The organism is Rhodoferax sp. BAB1 (genome assembly GCF_013334205.1).
Taxonomy (GTDB): Bacteria; Pseudomonadota; Gammaproteobacteria; order Burkholderiales; family Burkholderiaceae_C; genus Hylemonella.
On the sequence record NZ_CP054424.1, the window covers coordinates 3,035,074 to 3,051,213 of the forward strand.

15 protein-coding genes are annotated in these 16,140 nt (G+C 67.2%); 6 read left to right on the forward strand and 9 right to left on the reverse strand.

The genetic code is table 11. The features are described 5' to 3' along the window. The first annotated feature begins 23 nt into the window (after positions 1-23). Positions 24-1,979 (forward strand): molecular chaperone HtpG, encoded by a 1,956-nt coding sequence (gene htpG / locus HTY51_RS14600; RefSeq protein ID WP_174253404.1) that lies wholly within the window; start codon positions 24-26, stop codon positions 1,977-1,979. A 104-nt stretch (positions 1,980-2,083) separates the two neighbouring features. Here htpG and HTY51_RS14605 read toward each other — a convergent pair whose 3' ends face one another. The 7 genes from HTY51_RS14605 to HTY51_RS14635 all read right to left on the reverse strand — a co-directional run bounded on the left by HTY51_RS14605 (position 2,084) and on the right by HTY51_RS14635 (position 8,470). Next, positions 2,084-2,491 carry a tautomerase family protein gene (locus tag HTY51_RS14605; RefSeq protein ID WP_174253405.1) on the reverse strand — a complete coding sequence of 136 codons (408 nt, stop codon included), beginning with the start codon at positions 2,489-2,491 and terminating at the stop codon, positions 2,084-2,086. Positions 2,492-2,559: 68 nt separating this feature from the next. Then, positions 2,560-3,003: a hypothetical protein gene (locus tag HTY51_RS14610; RefSeq protein WP_174253406.1), complete on the reverse strand. Its 444-nt coding sequence runs from the start codon at positions 3,001-3,003 to the stop codon at positions 2,560-2,562. Between the two features lie 130 nt (positions 3,004-3,133). Next, entirely contained in the window at positions 3,134-4,516 is a 1,383-nt protein-coding gene (locus HTY51_RS14615) for a twin-arginine translocation pathway signal (protein WP_174253407.1), read from the reverse strand. Positions 4,517-4,555: 39 nt separating this feature from the next. Beyond that, positions 4,556-5,251, reverse strand: coding sequence for a substrate-binding domain-containing protein (locus HTY51_RS14620; RefSeq protein ID WP_174253408.1), 696 nt, complete (start codon positions 5,249-5,251; stop codon positions 4,556-4,558). 229 nt (positions 5,252-5,480) lie between these two features. After that, positions 5,481-6,446: a tripartite tricarboxylate transporter substrate binding protein gene (locus HTY51_RS14625; RefSeq protein ID WP_174253409.1), complete on the reverse strand. Its 966-nt coding sequence runs from the start codon at positions 6,444-6,446 to the stop codon at positions 5,481-5,483. 165 nt (positions 6,447-6,611) lie between these two features. Further along, positions 6,612-7,301: a hypothetical protein gene (locus tag HTY51_RS14630; RefSeq protein ID WP_254606897.1), complete on the reverse strand. Its 690-nt coding sequence runs from the start codon at positions 7,299-7,301 to the stop codon at positions 6,612-6,614. 140 nt (positions 7,302-7,441) lie between these two features. After that, positions 7,442-8,470 carry a serine/threonine protein kinase gene (locus tag HTY51_RS14635; protein ID WP_174253410.1) on the reverse strand — a complete coding sequence of 343 codons (1,029 nt, stop codon included), beginning with the start codon at positions 8,468-8,470 and terminating at the stop codon, positions 7,442-7,444. Positions 8,471-8,541: 71 nt separating this feature from the next. Between HTY51_RS14635 and HTY51_RS14640 the strand changes: the two genes are divergently transcribed. After that, on the forward strand, positions 8,542-9,816 hold the full coding sequence (locus tag HTY51_RS14640; protein WP_254606898.1) for an HD-GYP domain-containing protein: 1,275 nt from the start codon (positions 8,542-8,544) through the stop codon (positions 9,814-9,816). On the opposite strand, the gene HTY51_RS14645 is transcribed toward HTY51_RS14640, so the two are convergent. Together HTY51_RS14645 and HTY51_RS14650 are read right to left on the reverse strand one after the other, a co-directional pair. Beyond that, positions 9,806-11,245 carry a bifunctional serine/threonine-protein kinase/universal stress protein gene (locus HTY51_RS14645; RefSeq protein WP_174253411.1) on the reverse strand — a complete coding sequence of 480 codons (1,440 nt, stop codon included), beginning with the start codon at positions 11,243-11,245 and terminating at the stop codon, positions 9,806-9,808. The genes HTY51_RS14640 and HTY51_RS14645 overlap by 11 nt on opposite strands. Further along, positions 11,242-11,994 (reverse strand): metallophosphoesterase, encoded by a 753-nt coding sequence (locus HTY51_RS14650; protein WP_174253412.1) that lies wholly within the window; start codon positions 11,992-11,994, stop codon positions 11,242-11,244. Before HTY51_RS14650 ends, HTY51_RS14645 begins: the two co-directional genes overlap by 4 nt. Before the next feature lie 130 nt (positions 11,995-12,124). Here HTY51_RS14650 and HTY51_RS14655 point away from each other — a divergent pair, with 130 nt between their 5' ends. From HTY51_RS14655 to HTY51_RS14670, 4 genes are all read left to right on the forward strand, one after another. Next, the gene (locus HTY51_RS14655) at positions 12,125-13,714 is read left to right on the forward strand and encodes a GMC family oxidoreductase (protein WP_174253413.1); all 1,590 of its coding nucleotides are present in this window, start codon (positions 12,125-12,127) and stop codon (positions 13,712-13,714) included. Positions 13,715-13,857: 143 nt separating this feature from the next. Beyond that, the gene (locus HTY51_RS14660; protein ID WP_174253414.1) at positions 13,858-14,067 is read left to right on the forward strand and encodes a hypothetical protein; all 210 of its coding nucleotides are present in this window, start codon (positions 13,858-13,860) and stop codon (positions 14,065-14,067) included. Positions 14,068-14,106: 39 nt separating this feature from the next. Beyond that, entirely contained in the window at positions 14,107-15,084 is a 978-nt protein-coding gene (locus HTY51_RS14665; protein WP_174253415.1) for a hypothetical protein, read from the forward strand. Further along, entirely contained in the window at positions 15,081-16,139 is a 1,059-nt protein-coding gene (locus HTY51_RS14670) for a DUF6352 family protein (protein WP_174253416.1), read from the forward strand. The genes HTY51_RS14665 and HTY51_RS14670 overlap by 4 nt, the downstream gene beginning before the upstream one ends. Position 16,140 lies beyond the last annotated feature (1 nt).

Sequence of the window (16,140 nt, forward strand, 5' to 3'; positions counted from 1 at the left end):
TTTTTGTACCGGTATCTGATCCCATGAGCAAACAAACCCATTCCTTCCAGGCCGAAGTCGCGCAACTGCTGCACCTGGTCACCCACTCCCTGTACTCGAACAAGGAGATCTTCCTGCGCGAGCTGGTCTCCAACGCTTCGGATGCCTGCGACAAGCTGCGTTACGAAGCGCTGAACAACAGCGCGCTCTACGAAGATGCGCCCGAGCTGCGCGTGCGCATCGCCTTCGACCCAACCGCCAAGACACTGACCATCACGGACAACGGCATCGGCATGAGCGCGCAGGAGGCCATCGACCACCTGGGCACCATCGCCAAGAGCGGCACCAAGGACTTCATGAGCCGCCTGGGCGCCGAGAAGCAGGCCGACGCCAAGGAGCAGGGCCAGCTGATCGGCCAGTTCGGCGTGGGCTTCTACTCGGGTTTCATCGTCGCCGACAAGATCACCGTCGAGTCGCGCCGCGCCGGCCTCAAGCCCGAAGAGGGCGTGCGCTGGGTCAGCGGCGGCACGGGCGACTTCGAGGTGGAGGCCATCACCCGGCCAGAGCGCGGCACCAGCGTCATCCTGCACCTGCGTGAAGACGCGGGCGACTACCTGCAGGCCTGGAAGGTCAAGGGCATCATCGCCAAATACTCCGACCACATCGCCCTGCCCATCCAGATGCCCAAGGAAGAGTGGAAGGACGGCGACGTCATCGAAGGTGACCCCTCCGGTGGTCGCCAGCCCGGTGCGATGGTGCAGACCGGCGAATGGGAAACCGTCAACAAGGCCAGCGCCCTGTGGAGCCGCCCCAAGAAGGACATCACGCAGGAAGAGTACGAAAGCTTCTACCAGGGCATCAGCCACGACTACGAGCCCCCGCTGGCCTGGAGCCACAACCGCGTGGAAGGCAGCACCGAATACACCCAACTGCTGTTCGTGCCGGCCAAGGCCCCGTTTGACCTGTGGAACCGCGACAAGAAGGGCGGCCTCAAGCTCTACGTCAAGCGCGTCTTCATCATGGACGAGGCCGAGGCTCTGCTGCCCAACTACCTGCGTTTCGTCAAAGGCGTGGTGGACAGCGCCGACCTGCCGCTCAACGTGAGCCGCGAACTGCTGCAGGAAAGCCGCGACGTGCGCGCCATCCGCGAGGGCAACACCAAACGCGTGCTGACCCTGCTGGAAAACCTGGCCCAGCACGACGTGCCGGCCGCGGACGCCAGCGAAGAAGACAAGGCCGACGCCGGCAAATACACCAAGTTCTACGCCGAGTTCGGCAGCGTGCTGAAAGAAGGCCTGGGTGAAGACTTCGGCAACCGCGAGCGCCTGGCCAAATTGCTGCGCTTTGCCAGCACCAGCAGCGACACGGCCAACGTGTCCCTGGCCGACTACAAGGCCCGCATGAAAGAAGGCCAGGCCGCCATCTACTACATCACCGCCGACACCCTGGCCGCCGCCAGGAACAGCCCGCAGCTCGAAGTGTTCAAGAAGAAGGGCATCGAGGTGCTGCTCATGAGCGAGCGCGTGGACGAGTGGGCCCTGAGCCACCTGCCCGAGTTCGACGGCACGCCGCTGCAAAGCGTGGCCAAGGGCGCGGTGGATCTGGGCACCCTGCAGGACGAAGCCGAGAAGAAAGCCGCCGAGGAAGCCGCCGAAGCCTTCAAGCCCGTGCTGGCCAAACTGAAAGAGGCGCTGAAGGACAAGGCCGAGGACGTGCGCGTCACCACCCGCCTGGTCGATTCACCGGCCTGCCTGGTGGTAAAGGAAGGCGACATGAGCAACCAGCTCGCCCGCCTGCTCAAACAGGCCGGCCAGAAGGCGCCCGACAGCAAACCCGTGCTGGAAGTGAACCCCGAACACGCGCTGGTGAAAAAGCTCGACGGCTCAGTGCATTTCAATGACCTGGCCCACATCCTGTTCGACCAGGCCCTGCTGGCCGAAGGCGGGCTGCCGGAGGATCCGGCGGCGTATGTGAAGCGGGTGAATGCATTGCTGGTTTGAGTGCTTGACGCCCATGACAAAAAAACCGCCTTCGGGCGGTTTTTGTTTTTGATACAGGAGGGACGCTGTCAGCGTTGGGGTGCTTTCCCTTCTGGCTTTCGTCGTCAGCTTTCGGCTTGCTTCAGCGACTGAACGTGATCCGCGTAGGCCACACCATGGCCCAGTGACCAGTCCATGCGCGTGTTCTCCACGAGGGCGATCATGACGTCATCGGGGCGGAAGCCGGCCTCGACGGCGCGCGCCGTCAGCCGCTTGTACAGCTGCCGCTTCTGCTCATCCGTGCGCCCCTGGAGAAAGGTGATCTCCACGATGCAGGCGTCTTGCGAGCGACTCACACCGCCGAAGGTGGGATCAAGAATCATCTCTTCGGCGTCAAAGCGCGCCAGCAGCTGGAAGAGGTCGTTGGGCGGGACATTGCAGGTGCTGACCAGCGCTTCTTGCGCCGCGTCGGCCAGCGCCTTGACCTTGGCGTGGGGCAGATGTCTGGGGGCGGAGATGCGGGTCAGTGGCATGAGTTAGTCCTGAGGTGGCTCTGACGAACCAGAGATGCAACAAAGTCAGTTACGCAAACGAGATGGACTCAGCGCGGCGCACGGTTCTCGGGTCGCGGCTCAACGACTGCTCCGTTCATGAGAACGACGGCAATGAATTGCCCGCCATACATGCGTTGTCCACTGACCACCGGCTGAAAATCAATCCGATAGAACCAGCGTTCGTCGCCCGAAACACAGCACCCGGCTCGAACAAACGAAAGAGACGACGAATCAAACTGTTTTACATCGGGGTGACGCTTCTTGATCCACGCACTGCCAATCTCTAGCGCCTTATTCACGGCAAGCGGCGGCGATCCATCCGCTGGGCTCCACTTAGGCAGTGCCTCGTACTGCTTCCGAGGAACCTCCCAGTTGTGCATGGTCGTCATGTCTCCTTGCCCAAGAAGAAACACTGGGCTTGAAGATTGCGCATTCGCAGCAAAGGCACCCATCACACCGAAGATGACAAAGACCAGGCGAAGAGCATGCATGCGACCAGTTCCTCTGATAGTGAGCGCAAAGTGCGGTACCTCGCACGAATAACGGAAATTCTAGGCAAGCCTGAACGCGCGGCCCATCCCCCAAACGGGGGATGCCGCCACACTCACTGACTGTGAGCAATCAGTACGTCAGCTCCAGCACCGTCACCCGTTGCTGCGTCGCCGGCCAGACCCGGCCCCCCAGCTTTTCGCCATTGAACTCCGCCGCGATGGAACGGTCTGCGGCGCTGGGCAGCTTGAGTTTGGAACTGGACACCCCCGCACCGGCCGGGGGCACGCCGGGCGGCAAGGCCTGGCCGTCGAAGCTCAAGCGATCCCGTTGCGCATCAAAGTAGCCCCGCGGCCGCGTGAAGATGGCCAGGGCCTGGGCGTCCTGGTCAGCCGCAGCAATGCGCTCGGGCCGCAGGTTGACGATGGCGCTGGAACGCGCAAAGGCGCTGCGGTAGATGTGGGTGGTGGCGTAACCGGGCGCCTTGATCTCGAATTCGTAGGCCATGCCGGCCTGGGCCGTGAAAGGCCCCCAGCGGCCGTCGGCACCCACCTTGCGCGTGTAAGCCGCAGCGCCCAGGCGCTGGCCCGTGCTGGCATCGGTGGCGTAGATGGTCAGTTCGGCGCTGGGCTGGGGCAGGTTGTTGGCGAAGTTGCCGGTAGCCGGGTTGAGCGGATCCACGCCCTGGCCGGTGATGGTGCCGCCGAGTTCGATGCGCGGCTCGGGGGTGATGTCTGCGGCCGGCGCGCGGCCCGTGAGGAAACGGTAGGCGGCCGCGAAGGCGGCGGGCGAAAAGGAAGTCTCGCGGTGGTCGATACGCGGGATGACCACGTTGCTGGCGCCCTTGAGTTCGGGGCCGGCATACGTCACGTTGGTGGGCTTGCCTTTGGCACCGATCCACAGGCCGTCGGGCTGGGCGAACTTGTCGTTGTTGTCGCTGCGGATGGTGAGCCAGCGCACCGGGCCCGTGACCTCGTCGCCATTCGCGTTCTTGGGGGCGTTCAGGCCGGTGAGGAAGGGGCCGGTGCCCGAGAACTCGTTGCCCTCACGGAAGCCCTTGATGGCCCAGACGCCGTGGTTGGGTGTGCCGCCCAGGATGGCGTGCGAGACGGTGGCCGCGCCGCCGCCGTTCTGGATGTAGTTGCGGATGGCGTTGCCACCACGCGAGTTGCCGAACAGCACGACCTGGCTGGCACCGGTGGCGCGCAAGACTTTCTCCACCTCGGTTTTTAGGAAGGCCATGTGCTCGGCCGTGGAGCTGCGGCCGGCTTGCGCCTTGCTGTCGTCGTCCCGCGCCAGGGGATAGGGCAGCTCAATGGCGTGCAGGCGCTCGCGTGGCCAGCCATTGGACTCAAAACGCCAGAGTGTGGTCAACCACAGGGCGGCACTGTCGCCGTTGCCGTGCACGAAGACGATGGGCGGCGCCTCGCGCAGCGTTGGCGGCGGCGCCGTGGCGCACCCGGCCAGCAGGGCCAGGCTGGCCAGCAGGCCCAGGAGATGACGACGGATCAACATGGCTCTCTCCTTTGTGCCGGCGCGCGGCGGCACCGGCGTCTATTCGAAGCCGCCAGCGCGGCGCAACTCTGCCGCGGCCGGTGCGGCCATGAGGTCGATCATCATGCGCGCGGCCTGCGGCTGCTCGGCCTTGGCCGCCACGGCGGCGGTGTAGACCGTGGCCAGCTCGAATTCCCTGGGCAGCAGGCTGATGAGTTGCACACCCGGGGTGTAGAGGATTTCCGTGACCTGGGTGCAGCCGATCAGGCCGGCACCGCTGGCAGCGGCCATTTCCTTCATGGCGGTGGCGCCATTGGGAAAGGGGCGCAACGCGCCGGCCACCTGGCCATCGATGCCGAGCTTCTTGAGCACGTTCATGAAGTGGATGCCGGCCGTGGCCTTGACCGGGTCGGGGAAGTAGATGCCCTTGGCGGCCAGCAGCGCGGCCTTGAGGGCCTCGGGGGTGTCCACTTTCGGTTGCGGCTCGCCGCTCTTCACGGCCACACCGGTCTTCACCACACCCAGGGGCGTGGCGCTGCCGGTCTGTACGTAGCCGCTCTTGGTGAGCTCGTCGATCAGCGCCTGGGTCAGGATGACGACGTCGCAGGGTTCACCCGCGAGCAGCTTGTCGCGCATGAGGCCCACTGCGCCGAAGCCGCCTTCGACGGCGCGGCCGGTTTCGTTGTAGATGGCGCCGCGCAGCTGGTTGACCAGCCCCTGGGCCGCGCCGCCGCTCAGAATGTGCAAAGAACTCATGTATCGAACCGTCAAAGTGAAAGCGCTAAAACGCCTGAAAAATTCGCGCTCTTGCGCTCAACGTGACTATACGGGGAACGCCGTGGAACCGGCTCCGCCGGGCCACTGGCGTTGTCCCCCTGGGGGCTGAGGGCTGCGGCTCCCAGGCTGCCTGCGCAGCTTGGGACAGCTCCGAAGAGCCACAGCCTCAGGCTGTGGCCCCGGACGGCGCCAGCCGGCTCAGGGGGGATCAATCCACTTTAATGCCGGCGCTCTTGATCACCTTGGCCCATTTCTCGATATCACCGCGCATGTACTTGTCGAACTCCTGCGGGTTCATCTTCATGGCCACGGCGCCCTGCTTGGTCCAGAGCTGGTTCACCTCGGGCTGGCTCACGATCTTGCTCACCGCCTCGTTGAGCTGCTGCACGATGGCCGGCGGCGTGCCCTTGGGCGCCATCAGGCCGAGCCAGATGGTGGCTTCGTAACCGGGCAGGCCGGCCTCGGCCAGGGTGGGCACATCGGGCAGCACGGCCGAGCGCTGGCGGCCGCTGGTGGCGATGGCGCGCACCTTGCCGGCGCGGGCCTGCTCGGCCATGGTGGTGACGGCGTCGAACATCATGTCGACCTGGCCGCCGATGATGTCGGTGCGCGCGCCCGAGCTGCCACGGTAGGGAATGTGCACCAGGTAGATGCCGGCCATGCTCTTGAAGAGCTCGCCAGCCATGTGGTACGGCGTGCCATTGCCCGAGGAGGCGTAGTTGTACTTGCCGGGTTTGTCCTTGGCCAGCTTGAGGATGTCCTGCAGGTTCTTGACCGGCAGCGAAGGGTGGGTGACCAGCACCAGGTCGGAATAGTTGACTGGCGCCACGGGCACGAAGTCGCGCATGAGCACGAAGGGTTTGCTGGGGATGAGGGTCTCGTTCACCGTGTGGGTGTTGGACATCATCAGCAGGGTGTAGCCGTCGGCCGGAGCCTTGGCCACGACGTCGGTACCGATGATGGAACCGGCACCGGGCTTGTTCTCCACCACGAAGGGCTGGCCCAGCGCGTCACCCAGGCGCTGACCGATGAAACGCGCGTAGTTGTCGGCCGGGCCTCCCGCCGCAAACGGCACGACGATGCGCACGGATTTGCTGGGGTAGTTCTGGGCCTGGGCCGCGGTGGTGGCGAGCAGCAGCACGGCGAGCAGGCCGCGCAGGATGGGGAAGCGCATGGTGTGGTCTCCTGATGGGTATGCATGCATGCTAGCCCCGGGCGCGCCGGGGCGCCCCCGGGCTATCCCGAACTTGGCTCGGATTGGTTGGGCAGCCCACAGAGATGCACGCCTGCCCGCCGGAGCAAGCAGGCCAGCTCCGCCCACTGGCAATCGGGGTGGTTTCTAGTTCGTGGCCCACCACTGCTGCGCCTTGGCCCGGTCAAAGGCAGGCAAGACGGCTTTTTGAATGGTCACCCCGTTCAAAGCGGGGAACTTCGCGCGGAACGCAGCCTCGTCGCTTGCAAAACGGTCTGTGATTTCCACATCGAAAGTCCCACCCGATGCGCCTGCCACCGACTGATCGATCAGCGGCACCGAAGGACCGGCCTTGAATTCTTCGCCCTGGCGCTCGCGCACCGTTGCAGCGACATGCCCCAGGTAATACACGCCGGGCTTGCTGACGTCGAGCGGCGCATGCAGGGGTGCGAAGAACATGGCGACGAAGGGGAACGACATGGACTGACTGGTCAGCCCCCGGATCTCGTAACGCCCGGCTTCGAGCTCCAGGCGCAGCAGATAGCTGTTGCCCGCATCGGCCGGAGCGGCCGTGTTTACCGCCTTGTCGTCCATCGTGAAATTGAGTCGGTCCGCGGCCTCTTTGGCCCCGGCTTTTTCCACATGCACAACAATCAGCTTCGGTTGGTAAGACAGCTTGTAGTTGTTCTTGATCGTTGCTGTCATCAGGAAAATGGGTTTGCTGGTTTCTGTCACCTTCTGGGCATCGTCCACAAATGCCATGTTGGTCCGGGTGGCACACCCCGTCAGCGTCAAGGCCAGAAAAGCCAGTGCCCAGACAATTACTCGTTCTTTCATGATGAATCAGGTCCCCGTATTTTTGTACCTGCCAAGTGCAGGCCGGCGCATCCTAAAGGGATGCACCTCTGCCCGTCCATCCCCCAAATGGGGGATAAGGAGACAAACCGCGACGAACCGCCCCAGCCCGGCAAACCTTGCTAGACCAACAGCGGTTCTTCCTGCATGGCCTCGATCTGGTCTTCCAGCATCTGCACCTGGCCCTGCCAGTAGTCGCTGCTGCCGAACCAGGGAAAGTTGATGGGAAAGGTGGGGTCGTCCCAGCGGCGCGCCAGCCAGGCGCTGTAGTGGATCAGGCGCAGGGTGCGCAGCGGTTCGATCAGGGCGAGTTCGCGGCGGTCGAACTCCCGCATCTGTTCGTAGCCGTCGACCAGGCAACTGAGCTGGTAGGTGCGCTGCGCGCGGTCGCCGGAGAGCAGCATCCACAGGTCCTGCACGGCCGGGCCCATGCGCGCGTCGTCCAGGTCCACGAAATGCGGCCCCGGCCCGGCGGCGGCGGGCACGTCCACCGGCGTCCACAGCACATTGCCCGAGTGGCAGTCACCGTGCAGGCGCAGGCGGCGGATCTCGCTGGGTGCACCGGTCAGCACCGGCTGCTGCGCGATCAGGGCCAGCGCCTCTTCGCACTTGCGCTGCCAGGTGGACTGCACGTCCAGCGGAATCATCTCGTGCTGCAGCAACCAGTCCATGGGCTCGCGCCCGAAGGAGGGCAGGTCCAGCGCTGGGCGGCTGGCAAAGGGGCGCGCCGCGCCCACGGTGTGCAGGCGGGCGAGGAAACGGCCGATCCACTCCAGCACCTCCTCGTCGTCCAGTTCGGGCGGGCGGCCACCGCGGCGCGGGCAGACCGAGAACATGAACCCGGCATGCCGGTGCAGGGTGCTGCCATTCAGTGTCAATGGCGCCACCACCGGCACCTCGGCGGCCACCAGCTCGGCCGCAAAGGCGTGCTCTTCGAGGATCTGCGCCTCGCTCCAGCGCGCGGGGCGGTAGAACTTGGCCACCACCGCCTGCCCATCGTTCAGATGCACCTGGTAAACCCGGTTCTCGTAGGAACTCAGGCCTTGCTGGCGACCGTCGCAGGACAGGCCCAGGCCCTCCAGCGCATCCATCACCACGTCGGGCGTGAGCTGCTCGAAGGGATGGCGTGCGGCGGCGTCGGAAATGGTCATGCCCCGATTGTCGCCTGCACGATCAGTGTGCGATCTCGCTGGCGTTTTCCCTAGGCCGCACGCACGGGGCCATGGATAAACTGGGTCGCATGTCTCCCATGCTGCCCTTCCACCGCAAGCTCGCCCTGGGCACCGCCGGTGTGGCGCTGGCCGTGGCCGCGCTGGCCGGCCTGGCGGCGGGGTTCATCGCGCACGACAAGGCCGAGGACACGCTGGTGGCGCAGGCCACCGAAGACACGCAGCGCCTGCTGCGCCACGAGGGCTTCCGCCCCGAGGGCGTGCAGGCCACGCGCAATGCCCAGGCTGCGGCGCAGGCGCTGGTGGCAGCGCACTTCGACATCGTGCAGATCTACACCGCCGGCGGCCTGCTGATGGCCGAGCAGTTCAGCGCCGACGGCCGCGCGCTCGATGCCGAACTGCCAACGCGCGGCGCACGCGGCTACACCCAGCCCTGGTACGAGCGGCGTTTCCTGCCCGGGCGCCGCCCGCTGCTGCGCCTGTTCATCCCGCTGCGCGGCGAGGGCCAGGCGCTGACCGGCTACCTGGAGGGTGCGCGCCTGGTGCCGGACGTTCAGCGCGAGCGCATGCTGGCCGATGCGCGGCGTGTGGGCCTGCTGGTGGCGCTGGCCGTGCTGGTGTGCAGCGCCGCGCTCTACCCGCTGGTGCTGCGCCTGAACCGCGACAGCCAGAACCGGCAGCGCGAGTTGCTGGAGTCGCACATCGCGATGATGGAGGCGCTGGGCCGAGCGATCGCGCGGCGCGACAGCGACAACGGCATCCACAACTACCGCGTGGCCTGGATCTCGGCCACGCTGGCCGAAGCGGTGGGCCTGCACGGCACGCGCATGCAGGAGCTGATCGTGGGCAGCTTCCTGCATGACGTGGGCAAGATCGGCATCCCCGAACACATCCTGCTCAAGCCCGGCCCGCTGAGCCCCGAGGAAATGCTCATCATGCACACGCACGTGGCGGCCGGCGAAGATATCGTCAGCGGCTCGGGCTGGCTGGCCGGTGGCCAGGCCGTGGTGGGCGGACACCACGAGAAATGGGACGGCACCGGCTACCCGCGCGGCCTGGCGGGCACCGACATCCCGCTGGTGGCACGCATCTTCGCGATTGCCGACGTGTTCGACGCGCTGTGCTCGCGCCGCCCCTACAAGGAACCGGTCCCCCTCGAAACCGCCATGCAAGCCCTGCGCTCGGAAGCCGGCAAGCACTTCGACCCGCACCTGGTGCAGGTCTTCGACCAGCAGGCCGCCACGGTCTACCGCACGCTGGTCGAGGCCGACGAGGAACAGCTGCAGGCCCTGCTGACACGCATGGTGCGCAAGCACTTCAGCCTGTAACGACCTCTGTCGCATCGGCCGCTACCACCGGCGGCTCGCAGGGCCGCGTGGGCTGGGCCAGGATGACGGTGCAGGGCGCGGCCATGGCCACCTGGACGGGCACGGTGGCCAGCAGGCGCCCGGGCTCCCGGCCCGGTGCGGCCGCCCCCATGACGATGGTGCTGACACGGTGCTCGCAAGCGTAGGCGATCAGGGCCTGCACTGTGTCATCGGACACCAGCACATGGCAGAAGGTCTGGTGCCCGGGCCCTTCCAGCGCCTGGGCCCACTGCCGCAACTGCAGCAGGTGGCGCCGCTGCAGGGTGCTGGCAGCAACACCGTTGGCCCCGGGGGCCAGCACCGTGACGCAGGCCAGGCGCGCACCGGGCCGCGTGCCCAGCGCGCGCGCGGTGGCCTGGCGCAGCGTGTGGAGCAGGGCATCACTCGCGTCCTGCGGCGGCACGGCCACCAGCACGATGGGTACCTCGGTGATCAGACGCTGCGCAGAGGGGCTGGGCTGGTAAGGCCTGCGGATCGCACGCCACCAGCGCCTGATCTGCATCCAGACAAGGGGGCCGCGCCGGCGCTCGCCGCGCGCGCCCAGGCGGACCTGCTCGGGGTGCTGAAGATCAAAGGCCAGGTGCGCGGCCGAGGGGTAACGCTGCGCGGCCTCGGGCGCCAGGCAGCGCAGCACCACCTCCTGCAGCCAGGCCGGCAGTTCGGGCCGCCAGTGGCGCGGCGGCGGCGGCTCGCGCCACAGGCGCTGGCGCAGGCCGGCGGCCGTCACGGGCGCGCCGAAGGGCAATTCAGCCGTGAGCAACTGGTAGAGCAGCACGCCGATGGCAAAGATGTCGCTGCGCGGATCGCCGCGCACGCCCAGCACCTGCTCGGGCGCGATCCAGGCCGGCGAGCCGACCGCACGGCGCTCCTGTCCGGCCAGCAGGTCGGGATAGTGCGCGTGACAGGCCAGGCCATAACCCAGCAACTGCACCCGGCCGTCCTCGCGCACCAGCACATGGGCGGGCTGCAGGTCCAGGTGCACGGTGTTCTGCTGGTGCAGGCTGTGCACGGCCTGGGTCAGGGCCACGCCCAGGCGCAGCACCTCGTCCACCGGCAGCGGCAGCGGCCCGAACTGCGCCAGGGTACGCCCGGGCAGGTACTCCCTGACCAGCCAGGGCTGCTGCGCCAGGTCGCCGACTGCGACGAAACGCGGCACGTGCACGCCGCCCAGCGCCTGCAGGGTCTGCAGCTCGACCTCGAAGCGCACCAGGGCCTCATCCCCTTCGCCCTCCCCCTCACCCCGGCACGGCACTTTCATGAGCAGGGGGAAACCGGGGTCCGGGGTGCCGGGGGCACAGTGCACGCGATACAGGTATGACTGGCTGCCCTGGTGGATGCAGCTGTCCACCACATAAGCATCCAGCGTGTCGCCCGGCGCCAGCAGCTTCATCGGCCCAGCTCCAGGCGGTCGGCAAAGAAGTCGGGCAGGCCGGCATCGCGGATGGCCTCGGCCGCGGCGTGGTGGTCATAGGCCACGCGGTGGAAGGTCAGCTGCGCCTGGGCGGTGTCGAACAGGGCATACATGGCCTTGGGGCTGCCGTCGCGCGGCTGGCCGACCGAACCGATGGTGGCCAGCCAGTGCCGGTGTGCCGACACCGGCACTGCCACGCCGGCGGTGGGCACGAAGGGGATAAGCTGCTCGTCCAGGCCGCGGTAGTAGAGCGACTGGCGGTGCACGTGACCGCCGAAGACGTAACGCACGCCGTCGAACCTGCCAGCTGCCTCCAGGCTGAGGGCGGCAATCTGTGCGTCGTAGACATAGCGCCACAGCGTGGGTTCGTCGGCCGTGGCGTGCACCAGCAGCACACGCTCGTCCTGCACGGTCATGGGCAGGCCGGCCAGGAAGGCGCGCTGCACGGGGTCGAGCTGCTCGTGGGTCCACCAGGCCGTGCTCTCACCCAGGGTGCTGTTGCCGGCCGGCGGATGCGCTGCCATGTCGTCGTGGTTGCCCTTGAGCACCAGGGCCCCCTGGGCCGCCAGCACCATGATGCGATTCACCACGGGGCCCGGATCGGCACCGTAGCCGACCAGATCCCCGAGGAAGGCGATCCTGTCGGCGCCCTGTTGCTGGGCATGGGCCAGACAGGCTTCCAGGGCCTGGAGGTTGGCGTGGATGTCGGACAGCAGGGCCAGTCGCATGCTTCCAGTATGCCCTGCCGGGCATGGTGCCGGCAGGCAAGTTTTGCACACTTCCGGCCCGAATGAGGGGTTCACCCGAGGCCCGCGCGGGCACAGGCCGGGCTAACATGCCGGCAACGGGAGACTGTCCATGTACGACTACATCATCATCGGCGGCGGCTCGGCCGGCTGCGTGCTGGCGGCGCGCCTGTCGGAAGACCCGGGCGTGCAGGTGGCCCTGCTGGAGGCCGGCCCGCGCGACGACAGCGTGCTGATCCATTGCCCGGCCGGCCTGGCCCTGCTGGCCAAGAGCGGCCAGGCCAACTGGGGCCTGCACACCGTGCCGCAGGCCGGCCTGAACGGCCGGCGCGGTTACCAGCCGCGCGGCAAGGTGCTGGGGGGATCGAGTTCGGTCAACGCCATGATCTACACGCGCGGCCATCCGCGCGACTACGACGACTGGGCCGCGCAGGGCAACCCGGGCTGGGCCTGGTCCGATGTGCTGCCCTTTTTCAAACGCGCCGAGCACAACGAGCGCGGCGCCGATGCCTTCCACGGCAGCGGCGGCCCGCTCAACGTGATGGATCTGCGTTGCCCCAACCGCCACAGCCCGGACTTCGTGCAGGCCGGCGTGCAGGCCGGTTTTGCCCACAACCCCGACTTCAACGGCGCCGGACAGGAAGGCGTGGGCCTGTACCAGGTCACGCACAAGAACGGCGAGCGCTACAGCGCCGCCAAGGCCTACCTCACGCCCAACCGTACACGCGCCAACCTGCACGTGCTCACCGGTGCGCATGCCACGCGCATCCTGCTGGAAGGAAAGCGTGCCGTGGGCGTGGCGTTCGTGCAGGACGGCCAGCAGCGCGAACTGCGCGCCAGCCGCGAGGTGCTGCTGAGCGCCGGCGCCCTGCTCTCGCCGCAGCTGCTGATGCTCTCGGGCATCGGCGCAGCAGACGAACTGCGCGCACACGGCATCACGCCGCTGCACGAGCTGCCGGGCGTGGGCCGCCACCTGCAGGACCATGTGGACGTGGTGCTGGTCTATGACGCGCCGCGGCTGACCGATCTCTTCGGCCTGTCCTTCGCTGGCGCGCTCAAGGTGCTGCGCGGCATCTTCGAGTGGCGGCGCCAGCGCAGCGGCATGCTGACCACCAACTTTGCCGAGGCCGGCGGTTTCATCCGCAGCCAGGCCGGCGAGGCCATTCCCGACCTGCAGCTGCACTTCGTGATCGGCAAGCTGGTGGACCACGGCCGCACCACGACCTTCGGCCACGGCTACTCCTGCCACGTCTGCCTGCTGCGCCCGAAGAGCCGCGGCAGCGTGCGACTGGCCAGCGCCGATCCGCTGGCCGCGCCGCTGATCGACCCCGCCTTCCTGGCCGAGCGCGACGACATGGACCGGCTGGTGCGCGGCTTCAAGCTGATGCGCCACATCATGGCGCAACCGGCGCTGGCGCGCTTCGGCGCGCGCGAGCTGCCGGCCTCGGCGGGCGCGCAAAGCGACGCAGAGATCGAAGCGTTCATCCGCAACCACGCCGACACCATCTACCACCCCGTGGGCAGCTGCCGCATGGGGCCGGGCGAGATGGACGTGGTGGACGCGCAGCTGCGCGTGCATGGCCTGCAGGGCCTGCGGGTGGTGGATGCCTCGGTCATGCCCAGCCTGGTGGGCGGCAACACCAATGCACCGGTGATCATGATGGCGGAAAAGGCCGCCGAACTGATACGCACGGGGGCTTGAGCGGGGGCGCTGTCAGGCGCAGCAGAGGTGCTTGTCAGGCAAATTCCGACACGTGAAACCGGCAGATGCCGATTCAAGTTGGCTGACACGGGGCCTAGAGTGATTGCACCACATCCGGAAATGATGTGATGCAAGGAAAACACGTGAGAACCAACCCCATTTCGCTCAACCCCTTCAGCCTCATGATGGAGCCGGAGATCGTGCTCCAGGCCATGGAGCATTCCAAGTCATTGCGCGCGCTGCGCCGCCACAAGCTGCGCCCGCTGGACAAGCCCCTGATTCCCTACGCCGTCGACCCGGTCGACGAGGAACTGGACGAAGAGACCATCCCTGGCGAGCTCAGCAGCCACTGAGCCGGTGGCGCGGCCCGCGGTGCTGCTAGCATCGGGCGCATGCATATCCCGTCCTGGCTCCTGCGTTTTCCTGTTGGTCTTTTTGCCATCCCCGTGGGCCTGCTGGCGCTCGGCGGCGCCTGGCGCCGTGCCACGCAATTCGGCTGGGCCTGGGCCCGGGGCGTCGGCGACCTGCTGGCCTGGTCCGCCCTGGCCGTCCTCGCTGTCCTGCTGCTGATCTATCTGGCCAAATGCCTGCGGCATCCGCAGACCATCGCCGCCGAGTTCACCCACCCGCTGGCCGGCTCGCTGATGGCGCTGGTGCCGCTGTCCATCCTGCTGTGCATCATCTATTTCGGCACACCCGGCCATGCCGGCTGGCTGCTCCTGCTGCTGGCCACGCTGGTGGTGCAGGGCGTGATTGCCATCCGCATCGTGGCCATCATCACCAACGCCTCCTTGCCCGCCGGTGCGGTCACCCCGGCACTCTATGTGCCACCGGTCGCCGGCGGTTATGTGGGCGGCATGGCCCTGCAGGTGCTGGGCTACCCCGGCTGGGCCGCCCTGCTCCTGGGCATGGGCCTGGTCAGCTGGGCGCTGCTGGAGATCCGCGTGCTCAACCGCCTGTTCGAAGGCGCCATGCCCGAGGCGCTGCGCCCCACCATCGGTCTGGAGCTGGCGCCTGCCACGGTGGGCACGCTGACAGTAGCCACGCTGTGGCCGCAGCTGCCGGGTGAACTGCTCATCATCGGCCTGGGCATCGCGGCCGGGCCGCTGGTGGCGGTCATGGCGCGCTACAAGTGGTGGGGGCACCTGCCCTTCGCCATCGGTTTCTGGTCCTTTTCCTTCCCGGTGGCGGCTTTTGCCGCCGTCCTGATCGAGGTGGTCTACCGTGGCGCCTGGCCGCCGGCCGTCGCCGCCGTCGGCCTGGCCCTGGCCTCGGTGGTGATCGCCTTGCTCGCACTGTCCACGCTGCGCCTGCTGGCCCAGGGCCGGCTGATCCCCACCGCACCGGCACCGGCGGCGCCGAGGCCATGAACTTCTGGCCTTCCTGCGGTTACGACCGCCTGCAGCGCAATGCGCAGGGCTGGCTGGCCATCACGCCGGATTACCCGCGCCTTTTCCTCGACCGGCCCGAGCTGGCCCTGGTGCCCGAGTCCTGCAAGGCCGAGCGCAAGCTGCATACGGCCCTGCAAGACGATCCGCTACAGTCCGTCGCGCCGGAAACACTGTCGCGCTTCAAGGATGCCGATGCGCGTGACAACTACCAGCTCTTCCTGAACTTCCGCGACGCCCTGCTGGCCGCCGGCACGCTGGAGGCCTACTACCTGCAGTTGCTGCGCAGCGGCCGCATCACCATCCCGCCGCTGTTCATCGACCTCATGGTGCAGGCCATGCTGCGCGGCCTGCTGGCGGACAACGAAGACGCACAGCAGCTGCGCGCGGCCGAACTGCTGTTTCGCCCGCAGCGCCTGACCGTGCAGGAAGGCCAGGTGCTGGCAGCCGACCAGGCCGTGGTGGACCTGTACAGCGAGAACGCCGGCCTGGGCGAGATCGGCCGCCTGCTGATGGAAAACAAGTCCCGGCTGCGCGAGGCCGAGCTGGCGGTGCTCGACGCATCCAACGCCGCGCGTTACTGGGAACGCAGCGAGCGCTACCACTACCTGCTGGACCTCACGCACGAGGTTCAGCAGGAGCTGAGCCATGGCCTGACCCTGCGCATGACCCGTGCGCGCAGTGGCCTGAAGGCGCTGGCGCGGGTGCTGGAGCTCTGGGTGCAGCACCTGCTGGGTGTGGAAGTGACGATCGAGCCGCTGGCACGTGTGGACGACGCGGCCTGGCGCTGGCATATCGGACTGGATACCGAGGCCACGGCCATCCTCAACGATCTGTACGAAGAGCAGGCCGTGGAGCCCGAGCGCATGCAGCGCCTGGTCAGCCTGTTCCGTCTGAGTTTTGCCGACCCGGCCCAGATGCAGGCCGAACTGGCGGGCAAACCGGTCTACCTGGGCCTGGCCATGAACGCGCAAGGCCTGCTACGCCTGAAGCCGCAGAACCTGTTGCTCAACCTGCCGCTGGCCGCGCAGCAATAAA